The sequence below is a fragment of the Streptomyces sp. NPDC031670 genome (genome assembly GCF_055580545.1).
The window spans coordinates 83,166-103,950 of sequence record NZ_JBVILC010000016.1 but is presented as its reverse complement, the minus strand read 5'-3'; the positions used below and the strand labels follow the sequence as shown (position 1 = coordinate 103,950).

At 73.8% G+C, this 20,785-nt stretch carries 11 protein-coding genes and 1 tRNA gene; 10 read left to right on the top strand and 2 right to left on the bottom strand.

Annotation, left to right across the window (positions count from 1 at the left end; genetic code table 11):
* Positions 1–222: 222 nt before the first annotated feature.
* The 4 genes from tmk (at position 223) to ACZ5ID_RS26915 (ending at position 6,770) form a co-directional block, all read left to right on the top strand.
* A complete protein-coding gene (tmk, locus tag ACZ5ID_RS26930; protein ID WP_468902849.1) occupies positions 223–3,534 on the top strand; it encodes a dTMP kinase in 3,312 nt (1,103 codons plus the stop codon).
* A 102-nt stretch (positions 3,535–3,636) separates the two neighbouring features.
* A complete protein-coding gene (locus tag ACZ5ID_RS26925) occupies positions 3,637–4,842 on the top strand; it encodes a DNA polymerase III subunit delta' (protein ID WP_468902846.1) in 1,206 nt (401 codons plus the stop codon).
* Positions 4,843–5,055: 213 nt separating this feature from the next.
* Positions 5,056–6,600: an alpha/beta hydrolase gene (locus tag ACZ5ID_RS26920; protein ID WP_468902843.1), complete on the top strand. Its 1,545-nt coding sequence runs from the start codon at positions 5,056–5,058 to the stop codon at positions 6,598–6,600.
* 96 nt (positions 6,601–6,696) lie between these two features.
* A tRNA-Thr gene (locus ACZ5ID_RS26915) sits at positions 6,697–6,770 on the top strand.
* 120 nt (positions 6,771–6,890) lie between these two features.
* Here the strand turns inward: ACZ5ID_RS26915 and ACZ5ID_RS26910 are convergent.
* Positions 6,891–8,402: an FAD-binding oxidoreductase gene (locus ACZ5ID_RS26910; protein ID WP_468902841.1), complete on the bottom strand. Its 1,512-nt coding sequence runs from the start codon at positions 8,400–8,402 to the stop codon at positions 6,891–6,893.
* A gap of 328 nt (positions 8,403–8,730) precedes the next feature.
* Here ACZ5ID_RS26910 and pdxR point away from each other — a divergent pair, with 328 nt between their 5' ends.
* From pdxR to ACZ5ID_RS26885, 5 genes are all read left to right on the top strand, one after another.
* A complete protein-coding gene (gene pdxR, locus ACZ5ID_RS26905) occupies positions 8,731–10,164 on the top strand; it encodes a MocR-like pyridoxine biosynthesis transcription factor PdxR (protein ID WP_468902839.1) in 1,434 nt (477 codons plus the stop codon).
* A gap of 211 nt (positions 10,165–10,375) precedes the next feature.
* Positions 10,376–12,142: an alpha/beta fold hydrolase gene (locus ACZ5ID_RS26900; RefSeq protein ID WP_468902836.1), complete on the top strand. Its 1,767-nt coding sequence runs from the start codon at positions 10,376–10,378 to the stop codon at positions 12,140–12,142.
* Positions 12,143–12,497: 355 nt separating this feature from the next.
* Positions 12,498–15,524 carry an AfsR/SARP family transcriptional regulator gene (locus ACZ5ID_RS26895; protein WP_468902833.1) on the top strand — a complete coding sequence of 1,009 codons (3,027 nt, stop codon included), beginning with the start codon at positions 12,498–12,500 and terminating at the stop codon, positions 15,522–15,524.
* 63 nt (positions 15,525–15,587) lie between these two features.
* Positions 15,588–16,142: a SigE family RNA polymerase sigma factor gene (locus ACZ5ID_RS26890; RefSeq protein ID WP_468902831.1), complete on the top strand. Its 555-nt coding sequence runs from the start codon at positions 15,588–15,590 to the stop codon at positions 16,140–16,142.
* A 202-nt stretch (positions 16,143–16,344) separates the two neighbouring features.
* Positions 16,345–17,589 carry a hypothetical protein gene (locus ACZ5ID_RS26885; RefSeq protein ID WP_468902829.1) on the top strand — a complete coding sequence of 415 codons (1,245 nt, stop codon included), beginning with the start codon at positions 16,345–16,347 and terminating at the stop codon, positions 17,587–17,589.
* 169 nt (positions 17,590–17,758) lie between these two features.
* Here ACZ5ID_RS26885 and ACZ5ID_RS26880 read toward each other — a convergent pair whose 3' ends face one another.
* Complete coding sequence (locus tag ACZ5ID_RS26880) at positions 17,759–19,456, bottom strand: bifunctional 3'-5' exonuclease/DNA polymerase (RefSeq protein WP_468902827.1); 1,698 nt, start codon at positions 19,454–19,456, stop codon at positions 17,759–17,761.
* 142 nt (positions 19,457–19,598) lie between these two features.
* Here ACZ5ID_RS26880 and ACZ5ID_RS26875 point away from each other — a divergent pair, with 142 nt between their 5' ends.
* Positions 19,599–20,753 carry a DUF2786 domain-containing protein gene (locus tag ACZ5ID_RS26875; RefSeq protein WP_468902825.1) on the top strand — a complete coding sequence of 385 codons (1,155 nt, stop codon included), beginning with the start codon at positions 19,599–19,601 and terminating at the stop codon, positions 20,751–20,753.
* Positions 20,754–20,785 lie beyond the last annotated feature (32 nt).

Here is a 20,785-nt window from a genome sequence, read left to right as displayed (position 1 = left end):
CCCTCTCTACCTGGTCATACCCCCAGCCCCGTACCCCACCCCCCCCCCCCCCCCCCCCCCCCCCCCCCCCCCCCCCCCCCCCCCCCCCCCCCCCCCCCCCCCCCCCCCCCCCCCCCCCCCCCCCCCCCCCCCCCCCCCCCCCCCCCCGCCTGTGCGCGAGGATCCCGCCCGTATGTTCGGGCGGCCCCTCGGGGACCTGGGCGCTCCGGATAGGCTGGGCGGATGACGCGAGCCGAGCATCCCCAGAGCTCCGAAGGCGCAGGGACGACCCCCCCGGTCGTGAGCCCCGTCTCCGACGCCCTAGCCGCCGACTCCCGCGAGCGGTCCGTACGAGCCCTGTTGCGCATTCCGCCGTTGCGGCGGTTGTGGAGCGCGCAGTTCGTGGGCGGGATCGGTGACGCCCTCGCCGTCCTCGTCCTGCTGCTGCTGGCGCTCCAGGCGGCCGTCCTGGAGGACGCCCTCGGCGGCGGCTACCGGGGCGCGGCCTTCGCCGTGGCCGCGGTGCTCGGTGCCCGCGTCCTCGCGACGTTCCTCTTCGGGGCGCTGCTGCTGGGACCCGTCTCCGCGCTGACCGCGCCCAGCGGCCCGCTGGACCGGCGCTGGACGATGATCGGGGCCGACGGCGTACGCGCCGCGCTGCTGATCATCGCGCCGCTGTGGATCGACTGGACCCCCGACGACGCGCTCTTCTTCGTGCTGGGAACCGCCTTCGTGGCCGGGGCCGCCGAACGCTTCTGGACGGTGTGCAAGGAGAGCGCGGCGCCCGCGCTGCTGCCCGCGCCGCCGCTGGAGGGCGCCGCTGTGCGCCCCCTGCCGGACCACCTGGACGCGCTGCGGCGCCTGTCGCTCCGTACGACGTTCGCCTCCGTGCCCGCGGCGGCTGCCGCTCTGCTGGTGGCCGCGCTGGTCAGCAAGGGGTTCGGCAAGGGCGTCGACTGGTTCACGCTCCACCAGGCGGCCCTCGGCTCGTATCTGGCGGCCGGACTCTTCGCCGCGTCCGTCTCCGTCCTGGCGATGCTCCAACTCCCGGACTCGGTCACTCCGCGCGCCCGCTCGCCGCTGGAGGGCCTGCGCAGGCCCTCGACCGGCGCCGGTCCCGACAGGGGGCGTACGGGCGCGGTCCCGCTGCTCGTCCTGGCCTGCGGCGCCGTCGCGGGCGCGATCGCCGCCGCGGCGGCCGTCGCCGTACTGCACGCCGCGGACCTGGACGGCGGCCCGGCCTCGTTCGCCCTGCTGGTCCTCGCGCTGGTCGGCGGCACGGGCGCCGGCGTCCGCGTGGCGCCCAAGGTGCTGCCGGTGCTCTCGCGTCGGCGGCTGCTGGCCCTCGCCATCGCCCTCACCGGTGTCGCGCTGCTCGCGATGGGCCTGGTACCGGACACGGCGACCGTACTGTTCATCGCGCTGGCCGCCGGTCTCGCGGCCGGTGTCGCCGCCAACAGCGGCCACACGCTGATCGACCAGGAGACCGAGGAGTACCGCCGGGCCCGCACCACCGACCACCTCCAGGCGGTCGTACGGGTCGCGATCGGGCTCGGCGCGATCCTCGCCCCGCTGGTCGCCGCCGCCATCGGCCCGCACCGCCTCGCGGGTGACGGGTTCGTCTTCGCGCACGGCGGCGCCGGCTTCACCCTGATGCTGGTCGGCGCGCTGCTGCTGCCGGTCGCCGCGGTCGTGCTGGCCAAGACCGACGACCGGCAGGGCGTCCCGCTGCGGCGCGACCTGCGGGACGCGGTGCGCGGCGCCGACCCGGTGCAGGCCCCGGCCGCCACCGGCTTCTTCATCGCCCTGGAGGGCGGCGACGGCGCGGGCAAGTCCACACAGGCGCAGGCGCTGGCCGAGTGGATAAGGGCCAAGGGCCACGAGGTCGTGGTGACCCGCGAGCCGGGCGCCACCCCGGTCGGCAAGCGGCTGCGCTCGATCCTGCTCGACGTCTCCAGCGCCGGGCTCTCCAACCGGGCCGAGGCCCTGCTGTACGCGGCGGACCGCGCCGAGCACATCGACTCGCTGGTCCGCCCCGCCCTGGAGCGCGGCGCGATCGTCATCTCGGACCGCTACATCGACTCCTCGGTCGCCTACCAGGGCGCCGGACGCGATCTGTCGCCGACGGAGGTCGCCAGGATCAACCGCTGGGCGACCGACGGACTCGTACCGCACCTGACCGTGCTCCTCGACGTGGCGCCGGAGACCGCGCGCGAGCGGTTCACCGAGGCCCCGGACCGGCTGGAGTCGGAGCCGCCCGAGTTCCACGCGCGCGTACGGGCCGGGTTCCTCACCCTCGCGGCTGCCGATCCGTCCCGCTACCTGGTGGTGGACGCGTCCCAGGAGCCCGAGGCCGTCACCACCGTCGTACGCCACCGGCTGGACCGGATGCTGCCGCTCTCCGAGGCCGAGGTGAAGGCCCAGGAGGAGGCGCGCAGGGCGGCCGAGGAGGAGGCCCGGCGCAAGGCCGAGGAAGAGGCCGCGCGCAAGGCCGAGGAAGAGCGCCTGGAGCGTGAGCGGCAGGCGCAGCTCGCCAAGCTGCGCGCCGAGGAGGAGGAGCGCAAGCGGCGCGAGCTGGAGGAGGCGCGCCGCCGCGAGGAGGAGCGTCAGGCCGAGGAGGCGCGGCTGCGGGCCGAGGAGGCCAGGCGTCTCGCCGAGGAGGAGCGCGTCCGGCGCGAGGCGGAGGCCAAGGCCGCCGCGGCCGAGCAGGAACGGCTGCGCAAGCAGGCCGAGGAGCAGGCCCGGCTGCGCGCCGAGGCCGAGGAGCGCCGCCTGGAGAAGCAGCGCAAGGCCGAGGAGGCGCTGCGGCGGGCGGAGGAGGCCCGGCGTCTCGCCGAGGCGGCGACCGCGGCGACCGCGGCGGCGGCGACGGCTTCGGCCGCGACCTCCGCGGCGGCGTCGAAGGCCGCGGACGCGGGCGCGAGCCCGGCTGCGGCTGCGGCGAAGAGCACGGACCCCACCGCGGCCACGCGCGCGAAGCGGAAGCCCGTGGCCGAGTCGGCCGCCGAGGTGACGGTCCCGACACCTGTCGTGGACCCGGCCGCGGCCCGTGAGGCCGGCCCCGGGGTCAGCCCCAACGAGGTCACCCAGGAAGTCCGGGTGCCGGGCGCGGAGACCTCCGCCCCGGACGCCGCCGAGACCACGGTGCTGCCGCAGGTCCCGGCCGAGGCCGACGAGACGACCGTGCTGCCGCCCGTACGGGACGCGGAGGAGACGGCCGTGCTGCCGCCCGTACGGGACGGGGCCGGGGACGCCGGCCGGTTCCCGCCCGGGATCTTCCGCGACGAGCGGGAGAGGTCCGGGCCGGAGCAGCCCGAACGGGCGAACGAGCGGACGCGGGAGCTGCCGCAGGTCGACCCCGAGCGGCTGGGCGCGGAGTCCGGCGCGGAGACGGGGGCCGGGTCCGGGGCGCAGTCGAAGAAGGGTGCCAGGCGGCCCAAGCGGCGTTCCGACTGGGCCGAGGAGACCCCGCTCGACGATCTGCCCACCCTCGCCGACGAACTGCTCGGGCCGCACCCCGACGACGAGGACGGCAGCCGGGGCCGCCGCCGCTGACCTGCGGGAAGGCCGTCCCGGACGGGATTGTCCGACCCCTCCCTCACAATGGGGTCGTAGCGGGGACGTACGGGGCGGAACAGAGCGCGGAGGCGGTGACCCATGACGGTGTGGGACGACCTGGTCGGCCAGGACCGGGTGCAGGAGCAGCTGGCCGCCGCCGCGCGCGACGCGGACACGCTGGTGACCGCGGTCTCGGCCGGAGAGCCCGTTCCGGACGCGTCGAAGATGACGCACGCGTGGCTGTTCACCGGGCCGCCGGGATCGGGCCGCTCCACGGCGGCGCGCGCGTTCGCCGCCGCGCTCCAGTGCGTCAGCCCCGACCGGGCGCTGGGCGGTCAGCCCGGCTGCGGGTTCTGCGACGGCTGCCACACCTCGCTGGTGGGTACGCACGCGGACGTGCAGATCATCCGCACCGATCTGCTCTCCATCGGCGTGAAGGAGACCCGCGACCTGGTCCGGCGCGCCCAGCTCTCCCCCGCCGTCGGCCGCTGGCAGGTGATCGTCATGGAGGACGCCGACCGGCTGACCGAGGGCGCGGGCAATGTGCTCCTGAAGGCCGTGGAGGAGCCCGCGCCGCGCACGGTGTGGCTGCTGTGCGCGCCTTCGCTGGAGGATGTGCTGCCCACGATCCGCTCGCGCTGCCGCCATCTGACGCTGCGGACACCGCCGGTGGAGGCCGTCGCCGATGTGCTGATCCGCCGGGACGGCATCCCTGCGGAGACCGCTCTCGCCGTCGCCCGCGCCACCCAGGGCCACATCGGCCGGGCCCGCAGGCTGGCCACCGACGAGCGCGCGCGGGCCCGCCGGGCCGCCGTGCTGAAGGTGCCGCTGAGGGTCGAGGACGTGGGCGGCTGCCTCAAGGCCGCCCAGGAGCTGGTCGACACCGCCGCCGAGGACGCCAAGCAGCTCGCCGAAGAGGTCGACGTCAAGGAGACCGAGGACCTCAAGGCGGCGCTCGGCGGCCAGGCCGGCGGCCGTATGCCCCGCGGTACCGCCGGAGCGATGAAGGAGCTGGAGGACCGCCAGAAGCGCCGCAAGACGCGTACGCAGCGGGACAGCCTCGACCTCGCCCTCACCGACCTCACCGGCTTCTACCGGGACGTCCTGGCGCTCCAGCTCGGCTCCCGTATCGCCCTGGCGAACGAGGAGGTGCGCGACGGAGTGGACCGCGTCGCCCGCGGCTCCACACCCGAGGGCACCCTGCGCCGGATAGAGGCGGTCCTGGCCTGCCGCGAGGCGCTGGACCGCAACGTGGCGCCGCTGCTCGCGGTGGAGGCGATGACGCTGGCGCTGCGCGCGGGCTGAGCCGCCGGGCCTGTGCCGCCGGGCCTGTGCCGCCGGGCCTGAGCCGTTGGGTCTGGGCCGCCGGGTCTGGGCCGGTGCGCCTGAGCCGGTGGGCCTGAGCCGCCGGGACCGTGGCCCGACACGCGGTCGCCCGCATTGACCGGCTCACTCGTACGAGCCCTCGTGCCCCCGCCGACAGGGCACATGCCGTCACTCCCCGGTTACGCTCCGGGGATGGACACCAGGCGTCTGCTCCGTTCCTCCGCCCTCGCCGTCGCGACCGCGGGACTCCTCGTCTCCGGATGCTCGTCGGGCGGCTCGTCCACCACCGCGACGGCCTCCACCACCTCGGCGGCGGGCGCCCAGGCCACGGCCGCGCTGCGTACGTACTACGAGCAGAAGCTCAACTGGCGGGAGTGCGGCGTACCGGGCTTCGAGTGCTCCACCATGAAGGCGCCGCTCGACTACGCCGATCCGACGGGCACCGCCGTCAAACTCGCGGTCGCCCGCAAGAAGGCCACGGGCCCGGGCAAGCGGATCGGCTCGCTCCTGGTCAACCCGGGCGGGCCGGGCGGCACGGCCGTGGGCTACCTCCAGCAGTACGCGGGCCTGGGCTACCCCGCCCCGGTCCGGGCGCGGTACGACATGGTGGCGGTCGACCCGCGCGGCGTGGCCCGCAGCGAGCCCGTCGAATGCCTGACGAGCCACGAGATGGACGCGTACACCCAGGTCGACCAGACCCCGGACGACGCCGCCGAGAAGGCCGCGCTGGAGACCTCGTTCAAGAAGTTCGCGCAGGGCTGCGAGAAACGCTCGGGCAAGATCCTGCCGCACGTCTCCACCATCGAGGCGGCCCGCGACATGGACATCCTGCGGCAGCTCCTCGGCGACGAGAAGCTGCACTACGTGGGCGCCTCCTACGGCACGTTCCTGGGCGCGACCTACGCCGAGCTGTTCCCGGAGCGCACCGGCCGCCTGGTCCTCGACGGGGCGATCGACCCGTCCCTGCCGGCCCTGGAGATGAACCGCGACCAGACGGCGGGCTTCGAGACGGCGTTCCAGTCGTTCGCTGCGGACTGCGTCCCGCGCAAGGACTGCCCGCTGGGCACGGCCTCGGTGGCGGACGCGTCGGCGCGCCTGAAGAGGTTCTTCGCGGAGCTCGACGCGAAGCCGGTGGAGACGGGCGAGTCCCGCAAGCTCGGCGAGTCGCTCGCCACGACCGGTGTGATTGCCGCGATGTACGACGAGGCGACCTGGCCCGAACTGCGCTCCAGCCTCACGCGCGCGATGCACGGCGACGGCGGGGGCCTGCTGGCCCTGGCCGACTCGTACTACGAGCGGGACGCGGAGGGGAAGTACGCCAACCTCATGTACGCCAACGCGGCCGTGAACTGCCTCGACCTGCCCCCCGCCTTCTCCGGCCCCGACGCGGTGACCGCCGCGCTCCCGTCCTTCGAGAAGGCCTCCCCGGTCTTCGGTGAGGGCTTCGCCTGGGCGATCCTGAACTGCGCGTACTGGCCGGTCAAGGCCACCGGCACCCCGCACCGCATCGAGGCGAAGGGCGCGGCGCCGATCGTGGTGGTCGGCACCACCCGCGACCCGGCGACCCCCTACAAATGGGCGAAGGCCCTCGCCTCCCAGTTGGCCTCCGGCAGGCTCCTCACCTACGACGGCGACGGCCACACGGCGTACGGCCGGGGCAGCGACTGCATCGACACCGCGATCAACACCTACCTCCTTGAGGGCACGGCCCCACCCGCCGACAAGAAGTGCACCTGAGCTGCGCGAGTCCCTCGAACAGGGGTGGTCAGGAGCACCCCGCGGAACTGTGTAGACTTGGCCGCGTTGCTGATCGCACCATGGTGCGCACGGCGCGCCGCCTTAGCTCAGTTGGCCAGAGCAACGCACTCGTAATGCGTAGGTCTCGGGTTCGAATCCCGAAGGCGGCTCCGGAAGAACCCCAGGACTCACTCGCCGTGACCTGGGGTTCTTTCATGTTCGCGACCAAAGGCCAGGCCGTGGACGTTCCGGCCTGGCCTCAGCTGCTGCGCTGACCTCCGGGGTCCGGGTCAGTCGATGCCCTGGGCGAACGAGAACACGCCGTACGGGTCGTACTTGGACTTGATGTACGACAGGCGGTCGTAGTTCGCCCCGTAGTACGCCTGGCGCCAGTCCGTCAGCGCCGGGTCGATGAAGTTCTGGTAGGACTCGCCCCCGGAGATCGGGTCGACCGCGGTGAACCCGTTGTCGACGAAGCGCTGGCCGGAGGCGAGCTGGTCGCCCGAGAGGATGCCGAAGGCGAACGTGTAGTACGACATCAGCAGGGTGCTGTCGCGGTGCACGTACGCGGTGGACGCGCGCGAGACTTTGTTGGCCGCGCCGCCCAGCGCCATGATCTCGAACTTGTGGAAGTGGCCGGCCGTGCGCTCGGTGTCGAACACGCCGACCAGCCGCGCCCACTCGGTCTCCGAAGGGGACCTGCTGAGCAGCCGGCCGCGGCCCAGGACATGGCCGAACGGGGCGAGCTTGCCGTTCGCCGGGTCCCAGGTGTTGTTGTGGCACTGCTGCTGCGAGTACGAACCGCACCCGAAGATCTTCATCATCGCGGACTTGTAGGTGTCCGTGTAGACGTTCTGCTGGATCGGGGCCGCGCCGGTCAGCGCGATCAGCCGGGCTATCTCGGTGTCGAACTCCGCGCGCGTACCGATCGAGGTGACCAGGAGCGTCACCAGCGGGGCGTTGCCCGCCGCCGAGTCGAACAGATCGATGTTGGAGCGGCTGCCGAACGTGGTGGGCGCCGTCTCCAGCCACTGCGTGAGGCCGTGCATCGCGCCGACCGCGTGGTCGTAACTGAACAGCAGCTCGGCCACGTTCAGGTTCGGGACGGCGGTCGGGGTGACCGTGTACTGGGTCACGATTCCGAAGTTGCCGCCGCCGCCACCGCGGATCGCCCAGTACAGGTCCGGGTTGGAGGTCGGCGAGGCGGTGACCTGACGGCCGCTGGCGAGGACGACCTTGGCCGCGGTCACCTTGTCGGCGCCGAGCCCGGAGTTGCGGGTGAGCAGGCCGACGCCGCCGCCCTGGAGGAAACCGCCGACCGACACGGTCGGGAACATGCCGCCCGGGATGGCGAGGCCGTTCGCGCCGAGGCCGTTGACGACGTCGACCAGCTGCGTACCGCCGCCGATGGTCGCCGTGCCGGAGCCGGCGCTCACCGCGTTCAGCCGGGAGACGTCGATGACCAGGCCGGTGGTGGTGGAGTAGCCGCCGCCGCTGTGGCCGCCGCTGCGGGCCGTCACCGGAATGTCGTGGTACTGGGCGAAGATCAGGCCGGTCGTCACGTCGTTGGCGTTCGCCGCGTACAGGACGGCCTGCGGATTGGTGAGGCTGTACTGGCCGTACTCGACGGTCTTGGCCGCCGTGTACGAGGCGTCGGACGGCAGCACCAGTGTGCCCGTCAGATTCGCGCGCAGCCGGTCCCACTGGCTGGCGGTCGTGGCGGTGGCGGTGGTGAACCCCGACAGCGACAGGGCCGCGGCCCCGGCGCCCGCCATCCCGATGAACGACCTGCGTGTGATCATGCCTTGCTCTCCCCTGTGATCCTCATCGATCTCCTGAGCCCTGCGGTCGCTCCGGGATCATCCGGGGTCCTTCGATCCCCCGCGGACCTCCCCCCGTGATCCCCCGCGTCCGAGGGCTCGGAATCCTGCCACGGAACCCGCGCCAGGGGTGGGGCAGTTGGCCAGTACGGCACGCCTTCCACCGGCGCTCAAGTGCCGCTGGAGCAGGGCATGTTCACGACCAGCGGGGCCTGTCGTGCCGTTCAAGTGTGGAGCTTGACGTGGACTCCCCGGATGATCGCGCCCCCTAGGCTGAGCTGTCGGCGACCACGTACAGGGCGGGTGTTTCATGGCGGACTCATGGGTCAATTCCGCGGAGCGGATCGGTGCCGACCTCCACGTGGAACTGGCCGGATCCGGCAGTCGTCGGGCCGCCCTCACGCGCGCGCTGCGCTCGGCCGTCCAGGACGGACGGCTGGCGCCCGGGACCCGGCTGCCGCCCTACCGCTCGCTCGCCGCCGATCTCGGGATCGCCCGGAACACCGTCTCCCAGGCGTACGCGGAGCTCGTCGCCGAGGGCTGGCTGACCGCGCGACAGGGCTCGGGCACCCGGGTGGCGCCCCGCGCCGAGCCCGTACGGCCCGCGCGCGTGGCCGTGGAGCCGCCGCCACGGGCCGCGGCAGGACCGGCCCACAATCTGATGCAGGGCCAGCCGGACGCCGGATCGTTTCCGCGTGGCCCCTGGCTCTCCTGTGCCCGTCGGGCGCTCAACGCGGCCCCGAACGAGGCCTTCGGCCCGGGTGATCCCCAGGGCCGTATCGAACTGCGCCGGGCGCTCGCCGACTACCTCGCGCGCGTACGGGGAGTGCGCACCACGCCCGACCGCATCGTGGTCTGCTCCGGCTTCGCCCACGCCCTGCGGCTGCTCTTCGGCGGCCAGGTGCTGCGCGGCCCGGTCGCCGTGGAGTCGTACGGACTCGCCTTCCACCGTTCCCTGCTGGCCGCGGAGGGCGTACGGACCGTGCCGGTCGGACTCGACGAGCAGGGCGCGCGCGTGACGGAGCTTTCCCGGCGCCCGGAGCTCAAAGGCGTACGGGCCGCGCTGCTCACGCCCGGCCACCAGTTCCCGACCGGCGGACCGCTCCACCCCGAGCGCCGAGCGGCGGCCGTGGACTGGGCGCGCGCCCGGGGCCGGGTGCTCCTGGAGGACGACTACGACGGCGAGTTCCGCTACGACCGCGAGCCCGTCGGCGCGGTCCAGGGGCTCGACCCCGAGCGGGTCGTCTACCTCGGCTCGGTCAGCAAGAGCCTGTCCCCGGCGGTGCGGCTCGGCTGGATGGTGCTGCCGGAGCAGCTGGTCGAGCCGGTGCTCGCGGCCAAGGGGATGCGCGAGGCGTGGGCGAGCGTCCTGGACCAGCTGACCCTGGCGGACCTGATCGACAGCGGTGCGTACGACCGGCATGTGCGGCGGATGCGACAGCGCTACCGGTCCCGCCGCGACCAGCTCCTCGCCGCGCTCGACGAGCACGCCCCGCACATCACGGCCGCCGGGATCGCGGCCGGGCTGCACGCCGTCCTGAGACTGCCGGCGGGCACCGAGGGCGCCGCCCTGGAGGCCGCGGCCCGGCAGGGAATCGCTCTCGACGGGCTCGCCGGGTACCGCCACCCGGACGCGTCCATGCCCGCCCAGGACGGTCTGGTCGTCGGCTACGCGACCCCGCCCGACCACGGCTATCAGGCGGCGCTGGACGCGCTGTGCCGGGCGCTGCCACCGATGCGGTGACCTCGGCGGCGGGCGTTGTCAGACCGTGACTTTAGGGTGGGGTCACCGAGATCGACGGGGGACCGACGGGGGACCGACGGGGAGCGGGGGAGCGACTCACATGACGGACTTGACGGGTTTGAAGGACTTGGCGGGTTTGGCGGGCTCGAAGGGTTTGGCGGGCTCGAAGAATGTCACGGGCAGGGCAGGCCTGACCCATGGGGCTGACGTGGTGGGGGAGTTCGACGGCGAACTGATCGGGGACTTCGACGGGGAGCGGATCAGCTGCGCGGTGGCAGAGCCGGACGGAGTGATCCCCTCCGTCACGGTCGTCCTGCTGCACGGCGCCGGCACCGGCGACAAGGCACGGCTTGCCGAGCTGGGCGAGGACTTCCGCTCCCGTGGCCACCGCGTTCTCGCCCTCGACTTCTCCGGTCACGGCGCCTCCAGCGGCGAGCTCGCGGAGCTGAGCCTGGAGCGCCGTTTCCGGCAGGCGCGGGCGGCGATCGACGCGTATGTCCCGCCCGGCCACAGCCTGGTGCTGGCCGGCTTCAGCATGAGCGGTCACACCGTCGCCGACCTGGCCGCGCAGTACGGTTCCCGGGTCGCGGGGATCGGCCTGTGCGCCCCTGCCGTGTACGCGGACGCGGCCTGGTCCGAACCGTTCGGGGCCGAGCCGGGAGCACCCGGCACGCCGCCCGGCGCGCCCGTCTCGCGCTTCACGGAGATCCTCCGTACACCCGACAGCTGGCGCGACTCCCGCGCCCTGGAGGTCTTCCGGGCGCTGCGCACGCGGGTGGTCCTGGCCATGCCCGAGGTGGACGAGATCATTCCGTACGCCGTCACCGAGGCCGTGACCGAGGCGCTGGCAGCCGGGAACGAGTCCCGCTTCACCCGCCTTGTGTACGAGGGAGCGCACCACCGCCTCGGGGTCTGGTTCCGGGAGCACCCGGCCGAGCGTGGGCACTTCGTGGACGCGGTCCTGGACGACCTGGGCGCGGACGGCTGGGAGCTGACCCGCCGGTGGGTGGAGGAGCACCTTCCGGAGGGCGAGCGCGTACGGGATGCGGTGGCGCTGCGGGGTGGCTGGACGTCCCAGATGCGAGCGGTGCGTACGGAGTGGACGGGGAGGACGAGGGGGACGGAGAGGACAGAGGGGTCGGAGGGGTCGGAGGACGAAGGGGCGCGGCGGGAGCTGGTCCTGCGGTCCTTCGCCAAGCCCTTCTATCGGCGGCACGCGGCGGGCCTCCTCGCGCGCGAGGCCGAGGTGCTCCAGCTCCTGGCCGGGACGGACGTGCCCGCGCCCGTACTCGTGGCGGCTGATCCGCGAGGGGAGTACTGCGACCACCCCTCGCTCCTGATGACCCGTCTGGAGGGCGCGGTCCGGGTCGACGAGACGGATCTGGAACAGCGGATCGCGTTGCTGGCGGGGCAGTTGCTGGGCATCCACCGCATCCGGGTACCGGAGGGCGACCGGCCCAGGGAGTACGAGCCGTGGACCTCCGCCGACCGTGTGCGCGTCCCCCACGACACCGCGCGGCCCGACCTCTGGCGCCGGGCAACCGATGTCATCCGGCAGCCGCCGCCCGCGTACGAGGGGTGCTTCCTGCACCGGGACTTCCACCCGGGGAACGTGCTGTTCAGCGGCGCGGGCGACGAGCTGCGGATCAGCGGGGTCGTGGACTGGGTGGAGACGTCATGGGGCCCGGCGGCGTTCGACGTGGCGCACTGCTCGACGGCGCTCGCGCTCCTGCACGGGATAGGGGCCGCGCGGGAGTTCGTGGCGCGCTACACCGCCGGGGGCGGACGGCTGGGCGCCGGGCTGCTGTACTGGCAGCTCCTGGACGCGCTGGCCTACGCGCCGGACGCCGAGAAGGTCGCAGGTCCGTGGCGGGAGTTGGGGCGTACGGATCTGACGCCCGAGCTGCTGGCCGGACGGCTGGAGGAGTACATCGCGTCGCTGCTCGACGGGGCGAGCGGGGAAGCGGCACGGGTCTGACCGGCGGGTCTTGGGAGCAGGAGACCGTCGCGCCCCCCTGACGGGTCCGGCGGTCCGGCGGGCGTGGGCGCCGCACCGCGCAGGCGACGGCACCAGCCACGAACAAGCTTCCTGATGGAAGCAGACGGACGAGGTCCCCGGGCATTCACCTGGGATGCCCGAGGACCTCTCTGTCCTTCGGTTCCGCTCCGACGGCGACACTCCCCCGAGTGTGGTCGTCCACTGAGCACCGGCGGACCGGATCCGATGGAAAGATCTAATCAGCGCTCACCAACAGATCGCTAACATGTGGCCAACGGTCGACGGGGCAGCCGGTGGACGGGCAGTGGGGGAACCGGTGGAGCTCGGGGTGTGTGTGCGATTCAGCCTGCTCGGTCCGCTGATCCTGGAAGGCGCACCGGTCGGCAGCGGCAAGATCAGGTCACTGCTCGCGGCCCTTCTGACGCGGCCCGGCCGGGTCGTCCCCATCGACGATCTGAAGCTGGCGTTGTGGGGAGATGAACCGCCCGCCTCCGCCACCGCGTCCCTGCACAACCACGTGGCCCGACTGCGACGGCTGCTCGACTCGGATGACCGGATACGGGCTGTGCCGCCGGGGTACGTCCTCCGGATCGACCCGGGGGAGCTCGACATCCAGGTGTTCGAGGCCCACGCGCGCGTGGCACTCGACGCGTACAAGCGAGGCGACTGGCCGGTGGTGGCCGAGGAGACCACCGCCGCCCTCGCGCTGTGGCGCGGCGCCCCGCTCAGCGGGCTCTACGACCCGGAGGACGGCGAGCCCGCCCTCGTCCAGCGGCTCGTCGAGACCCGGCTGCTCGTCCTGGAGGGGAAGTACGAGGCGGAGCTGCGGCTCGGCCGCCATGAGCGGATCGGGCCGGAGCTCGCGGCGCTGGCCGGGCAGTTCCCGCTGCGTGAAGCCTTTCACCGGCAGCTGATGCTGGTGCTGCACCGCACGGGACGGCAGGCGGAGGCGCTCGCCGTGCACCAGCGGCTGCGGCGCACCCTGGTGGAGGAACTGGGCGTGGACCCGGGACCCGCCGTCCAGGAGGCGCACCGCGAGATCCTGCGGGAGCCCACCCCGCGCGCGAAGCTGCCCGCACCGGCCCAGTTGCCGCCCGGGCCGGCCCATTTCACCGGCCGTGACGAGCTGGTGGCCGAGCTGACGGCTGTCCTGACCCGGCGGCGGGGGAAGGCCCGCCCCCACCCGGCTCCCAGTGCCCCTGTTCTCACCCTGTGCGGCCCCACACCTCACGCCGACCCGGCCGTGCTCACCGACATCACAGACGTCGCTGTCCTCACAGAACCTTCTTCCACCGCCCCCACACGACCGCTCGCCCCAGCGGCGGCATCGCCCGAACGGCCCGCCCCGCAGGAGAACGTCCCCCTCGCCGTGATCACCGGCATGGCCGGAGTCGGCAAGAGTGCGCTCGCCGTCCACGTGGCGCACGCCCTGCGCGAGGAGTTCCCGGACGGGCAGCTGTATCTGAACCTGCGCGGCGCCACCCCGGGCCTCACCGCGCTCCCGCCGATCCAGGCGCTCGCCGCGCTGCTCAACGCGCTGGGCGTCGACTCGCGCAACATCCCCGACACGCCCGATGCCGCCTCCGCGCTGCTGCGGTCCCGGCTGGCCCCGACCCGTACGCTCCTCGTCCTCGACGACGCGGGCTCCGCGGCCCAGGTGCGACCGCTGCTCCCCGCGGGCGGCGGCTGCGCGGTGGTCGTCACCAGCCGTTCGCCGCTGGCCGCGCTCGACGGGGCGAGCCGCTTTCCGCTCGCCCCGATGACGGCGGCCGAGAGTCTGGGCCTGCTGCGGGCGGTCTCGGGGCGCGAACTGGCCGATGGGGCGTCCCGGTTGGTCGACCTGTGCGGCCGGCTGCCGCTGGCGCTGCGCGTCGCGGCGGCCCGGCTCGCCGCCCGCAGCGCGCTCACCCCCGACGCGCTCGCCGGACTCCTCGATGCCCAGGACGGGCGCCTCGACCACCTGGAGTACGACGACCTGAGTGTGCGACGCTCCCTCGCCGTCGCGCTCGGCGCCCTCGATCCGGACGCCGCGCTGGCGCTGCGCCGCCTGGGCGCGTTCGACCTTCCGGGGTACGAAGTCCCCGTCGTCGCGCGGCTCATGGGGCTGCCCGAGCGGCGGGCCGCGGCGGCGCTGGACCGCCTCGTCGAGGTGGCGCTCCTGGACGAGACCTCGTACGGGCGGTACGCGCCGCACGACCTCGTGCGCGACTTCGCGCGCGAGCTGGCCGCCCAGGACGACGCGCGCGAGGCGGCCGTCGAACGCGGGCTGCGCTGGTACGCCGAGGCGGCCCGGCAGAGCGGCCTGGTCCTCGCGCCGCCCGACCGCGAGGGCCCGGCGCGGGTCCCCGAGCCGGTCGGTGACGCCGCCCCCTTCGCGGACACCGCTGCCGCGCTGGCCTGGGGCGACCGCGAACTGCCCGCCGTCGTCACGCTGACCGAGCGGTACGCGCACCGCTCACCGACCGTGTTCCTGCTGGTCCGGGCGTACTTCAGCCATCTCCAGTACCGGGGCAAGTACGCGGCGCTGCGCCATCTCAACCGGTTCGTCCTGAGCGCCGCCCGGGCGAGCGGCGACCGCTTCGCGCAGGCCCACGCCATCGGGGACCTCGCCGGGGCGCACTTCCTGGCCAGCCGCGTCGAGGAGGCACTGTCCCTCAACGACGAGGCGATCGCGCTGTGGCAGGAGCTCGGCGAGCGCAACCGTACGCAGAGGACCCTCGCCAACCGCGGCATGCTCCTGGAGCGCCTCGGCCGGTACGCCGAGGCCGCCGAGGCGCTGGAGCGGAGCCTGACCCTGACCCGCGAGCTCGACGACGCCTACGGCGAGGCGATCATCCTCAGCCACCTCGGCAACCTGTACGAGCACACCGACGCCCGTCTGGCCATCGACCACCACGAACGCAGCCTCGCGACCGGCTGCCGCATCGGCAGCGAGCTGCTGGTGCACACCGCGCACTGCAACATCGGCTACGCCCACCTCACCCTCGGCGAATGGGCCGCCGCCGTCGGCCACTTCGAGCGGGCGCTGCGGATTCTCGGCGAACAGGGCGACTGGCACGGGCGCTCCCAGTCCTGGGTCGGCCTGGTGCGGGTCCTGGGGGAACTGGGCCGCACCGACGAGGCGTACGCCGCCTGCGCGGACCTCCTCGACCAGGCCGTCGAGCGGTGCGACGCGTACACCGAGGGCCTCGGAAGGCGTGAGTACGGGCGCCTGGAGCGGTCACGGGGGCGTCCGGCGGAGGCGCGGTCCCAGTGGGAGCGGGCCCTGAAGGCGCTGGAGGGCGGCGACCGCAAGGCGTACGCCGAGGTGGCGGAGCTGCTGGCAGGACTGGACGCGGGGGCGGACGCGGAAGCCGGGTGAAACATTCCCGGGCCCCTGGCGCGTCAATGAGGTGTAGGGGAGGTCAAGGGGTCGGGGGAGAGCATGAGAAGGCCGGGGCAGCAGAAGCAGCCGAGACTGGGGCGCCAGGCGCGCCAGGCACGCACGGATGAGTTCCTTGAGTTCGCGTCCGGCCGCACGAGCCATCTTTTCCGTGCCGCGTGTCTGCTGACCAGTGGAGACACCCATCTCGCCGAGGACCTGGTCCAGGAGACGCTGGGGCGGATGTACGCGGTGTGGGGCCGGATGTCCCGGATCGACAATCCCGCGGGATACGCGCAGACGGTCCTTGTGCGTACGTTCCTCACCCACCGGCGAAGGCGGTCGGCCGAGGAGCGGCCCCTCGGGGAACTACCGGACCGGCCCATGAGTACGGAGGGCGATCCCGCTCTGCGGCTCGCCCTGCTCGACGCGCTCGCCCTGCTCGCGCCCAAGGACCGCGCGGTGGTGGTCCTGAGGTACTGGGAGGACCGCAGCGTGGAGGAGACGGCGGAGGCGATGCGGGTCAGCTCTGCCGCGGTCCGCACCCGCTCGGTGCGCGCGCTGGCCAAGCTGCGCCAACACCTGGGCAGCAGCCTGGCGGAGCTCGCCGCGCTCTGACAGCGCGAACAGCCACGCAGGCGACACGGCGGTACGGCAGTAGGTGAGCACGGCGGTACAGCAGCACGGCGGTACGGCAGCACGGAGGTACGGCAGCACCGAGGTACGGCAGTACCTCAACACGTCGGCACGTCAGCACGGCAGTTCGGCATCACAGACCAAGAACAACCACTGACCACGAAGCGAGGAGTGGGGTTCCACCATGCCTTTTGAAGACCAGCTCGGCGATGCGATGCGCAGCACCGGCGACGGCTTCGTCCCGCAGGACAGCCGCGCTCTGCTCGACGGCGCCTTGATCAGCGGTCGCCGCCGGCTTGCCCGGCGCCGGGTCGCCACGGTGACCGGCAGTGTGGTGGCGCTGGCCGCGGTGGGCCTCGGCGGCGCCTGGGGGTCCGGACTGGTCGGCGGCTCGTCCGGCGACACCGGGGGCTCCGGGGGCGGCGCGTCGGCGTCCGTGGCGGCGCCGCCGAAGTCGACGCTCCCGGACCATGTGTCGGTCAGCGCGGAGCAAATGATCAAGAACCTCATCGGACTGCTTCCGCACGGCAGGACGAGCGACGAACATGGGCGGGGCGCGGGCGGCTCGGACAGCAAGTTCTCGATGCCGACCGCCTCGGTCGTCTTCGACGACGGCAAGGGCAAGGGGGCGGTCAGTATCGCGCTGAGCACCATCGATCCGGCGGGCCAGAGTGCCGGCGGATATGTGAGCTGCCCGTCGAAGGCGATCACGGACTACGACCACTGCTCGGCGGAGGTGCTGCCCGACGGCTCGCGGTTCATGCTCTTCCAGGGGTACGAGTACCCGGACCGCCGGGAGGAGACGAAGAGCTGGCGGGCCACCCTGGTCACCCCGAAGGGCGTGCTGATCGACGCCACCGAGTCCAACGCGCCTGCCGAGAAGGGCGCGACGATCACCCGGGTCGAACCGCCGCTGACCGGCGGGCAGATGAAGGCGCTCGTCACGGCCGAGGTGTGGAAGACGACCATGGCGGGCGCGAAGGTGCCGCGCCCGGACCCGGTGCTGCGGGGTGAGCCCAGCGGGGCTTCGATGCAGCGCGAGCTGGTTGCCTCCCTCCCGAAGGCTCTCAAGGTCGTCGACCAGGGCAACCAGGGTGGTTACGCGTTCGCGGTCGTCGACGACGGCAAGGGCCGAAGCCTGGTCGGCATCAACGTCCAGCCAGGCATGGGGGGTGTGCCGCTTCAGGGTTCGGTGTGGACGCTCCCCAACGGCACCCGCGTCGGCGAGGAGCAGCGCCCGGGCGAGAAGGGCGGCGCGGGCGTGGTGTGGTGGACGGTGGACACGATCCGCAAGAGCGACCTGCGCGTGGTGATCAGCGCGTTCAACACGGGCAACGAGCACGGCCCGGCGACGCGCGCGACGCCGGCGCTGACAATGTCCCAGCTGAAGGGCATAGCGCTGGACCCGAAGTGGGACACGCTCCGCTAGGCCAACCGGTAGGGCCGGCTGGCAAGCCCGACCGGTAAGGCCAACCGGTAAGCCCCGACCGGCGAGCCCAACCGGCGAGCCGACCGGAGAGGCTCCACCCTCGCCCGCCGGGGCACTGGTGAGGGCCCGGCCCACGGGCGGCGACTGCCTCACTCCGCCTCCGGCTGCCTCACTTCGCCTCCGAGTACCGCTCCACCACCGCCGTCGTGAACGGGAACCTCACCGGGGTCTCCCCGAACGCGATCCGGCCGGCCAGTTCGCCGGCCGTGCGGATCGCCTGGACGACCTGGGGGGCCTCGGCCTCGGGGCAGTGCACGATGGCCTCGTCGTGCTGGAAGAAGACCAGCTCGGCCCGCATCCCGGCGGTGGCGAGCTCCTGTCGCAGCGCGGCGAGCAGCAGCAGGGCCCAGTCGGCGGCGCTGCCCTGGACGACGAAGTTACGGGTGAAACGGCCCCGGGCGCGGGCGTTGGTGGAGGCGTAGCCGGGGGTGAACTCCCCGTCGGGGGCGGGGAGGTCCGTGCCGTCCTGCTGGGGGAGCCCCGCCTCGCCGTCGTCGTCCGCTCCGGCGGCGGGCGGGCTGGTGCGGCCGAGCCAGGTCCGTACGAGCCGCCCCTCCTCGCCCGCCTTCGCCGCGTCGTCCACATAGGCGACGGCGCGGGGGAAGCGGCGGCGCAGGGCGGCGAGGTTCTTGAGGCCGTCGCCGGACGTCTGCCCGTAGATCGCGCCGAGGAGGGCCAGCTTGGCGTGGTCTCGGTCGCCGGAGAAGGCGCGGTCCGACAGGGCGGTGTAGAGGTCGCCGTCGTGCCCCGCCACCTCCATCAGGCCGGGGTCGCGGGAGATCGCGGCGAGCACGCGGGGCTCCATCTGGTCGGCGTCGGCGACGACCAGGCGCCAGCCCTCGTCGGCCACGACGGCCTGCCGGATGACCTTGGGGATCTGCAGGGCGCCCCCGCCGTTGGTGGTCCAGCGGCCACTGACGGTGCCGCCCGGGGTGTACTCGGGGCGGAAGCGGCCGTCGCGCACCCAGTCGTGCAGCCAGCTCCAGCCGTGGGCGGTCCAGATCCGGTACAGCTTCTTGTACGCGACCAGCGGGGCCACGGCCGGATGGTCGATCTCCTCCAGGGCCCAGCGGCGTGTGGAGGTCAGTTGGACGCCCGCCTCGGCGAACGCCTTGATGACGTCGGCGGGCAGGTCGGGCCGGACCCGGCGGCCGAAGGCGGCCGACACCTGGTCCGCGAGCTCGGCGAGCCGGCGGGGCTCGCCGCCGCCCGCGTACCGCTCGCCGAGCAGGTCGTGGAGCAGGGCGCGGTGGACGTCGGCGCGCCAGGGCACACCCGCCCGGTGCATCTCGGCGGCCACCAGCGTCCCGGCGGACTCGGAGGCGGTGAGCAGCCGCATCCGGCCGGGGTGCTCGGCCTTCTCGTGCCGCCGCTGCTGCTCCGCGTACACCTCGACCAGGGCTTCGAGGGGCAGGGCGGTGCCGCTCGGCGGTTCGAAGAGGGAGGACTGACGGTGGGGCTCGGCAGCGCGGGCGGGCGGGTCCGGGGGGACGGGCAGGTGGTGCAGCCGGGCCCAGGCCGCCGCCGCCGAACGGGGCTCGCCGAGACGGCCCTCGTGGCCGAGGAGGAGCAGTTCGGCGGCCTCGATGTCGTAGCACCGATCCACGCGGACTCCGGCGGCGAGCAGGCGCGGGTAGACGTCGGCGGTCGAGCGCCATACCCACCGCTCCACGCCGGGGCGCGACCGGACGGCCTCCGCCAGCTCGGGCTCGTGCGTCACGGGCCCCTCGGGCAGCCCGTCCCGCCCGAGGGCGACGAGCCGCGCGCCGCCGTCCTCGGTGGGGGCCAGCGCCCACTTGTCGTTCACGAGTGCGAGTGTGGCACCGGCCACTGACATCGGCGCTCGGCGGCGCGGCGGCGCGGCGGCGGGCGGGGGAGCGGTTCGTGGATGTGTTCGGCAGCTGCGACGATCTGTGCGGTCGGGCACGCGCGCGTAAGGAGGCACTTGGATGCCGGTGGGGAACACGGTGGAGCGGGCGCTGGCCGCCGCGTTGTACGCGGAGGGCGACGCGGATCTGGACACGGGTGCCTCGCTGCTCGCCGCCGATCCGTCCGCCGACGCCGAGCTCGCGCTGCGCGGGCAGGAGCTGGTCGGGCGGGCGTGGGAGCGGGGGTGGCAGCCGGCGGATGTCGTACGAATGGTCCGTCGCGAGCTGGCGGAGCCGCACCTACGGCTCGCGGTGGAGCTGGTCGGCGTCCAGCTGAGGCGGTACGAGCGGCTGCCGGGGCGGTGGGCCGCGCAGATGGAGGCCCTGGAGGCACTGGCGGAGGACGTCCGTGCGGGCGGCGAACGGCCGCCGGACCGCTTCACGCGCGCGACGACGGTGCTGGAGCTGTACCGGCTGCTGCTGCGGCTGCCGGCGATCGAGCCGGTGGGGCCGGTGCCGGGGGCGTCCGTGTACGTACCGCCGGCGCACGGTGAGCCGAAGGCCCTGACGCGGATCCGGGGGCTGCTGGCCAAGGCGGAGGCGACGGAGTTCCCGGAGGAGGCGGAGGCGCTGAGCGCCAAGGCGCAGGAGCTGATGGCGCTGCACAGCATCGACGAGGCGGTGCTGGCGGAGGGCCGTCGGGGGGATGCGCCGGGGGCGTGCCGGATCGGGGTGGACGCGCCGTACGAGACGGCCAAGGCGATCCTGCTCGACGCGGTGGCCTCGGCCAACCACTGCCAGGCGGTGTGGAACGGGGAGTTCGGCTTCTCCACGGTCGTGGGCTTCGAGGCCGACCTGGAGGCGGTCGAGCTCCTCTACACCTCGCTGCTGGTGCAGGGGACGGCGGCGATGACGCGCGCGGAGGCGGCGCAGCGGGCGGGCGGACGCAAGCGGACGAAAACGTTCCGCCAGTCGTTCCTGCTGGCGTACGCGAACCGCCTGGGTGACCTGCTGTCGGCGACGGCCCGTCAGGTGGAGTCCACGGCCTCCGCCGAACTGCTGCCGGTGCTGGCGACGCGGGCGGTGGCGGTCGCGGGACGGGCGGAGGAGATGTTCCCCCGGACGGTACGGACGCGGGTGCGGGGGGTCACGGATGAGGCGGGGTGGCGGGACGGCAGGGCGGCGGCGGACCGGGCACGACGGGGAGCGGACCGCCCGGGGCTGCCCCCGTCCTGAGCCGCTTTCGGCTGCGCCCCCGGAGTCCCTGT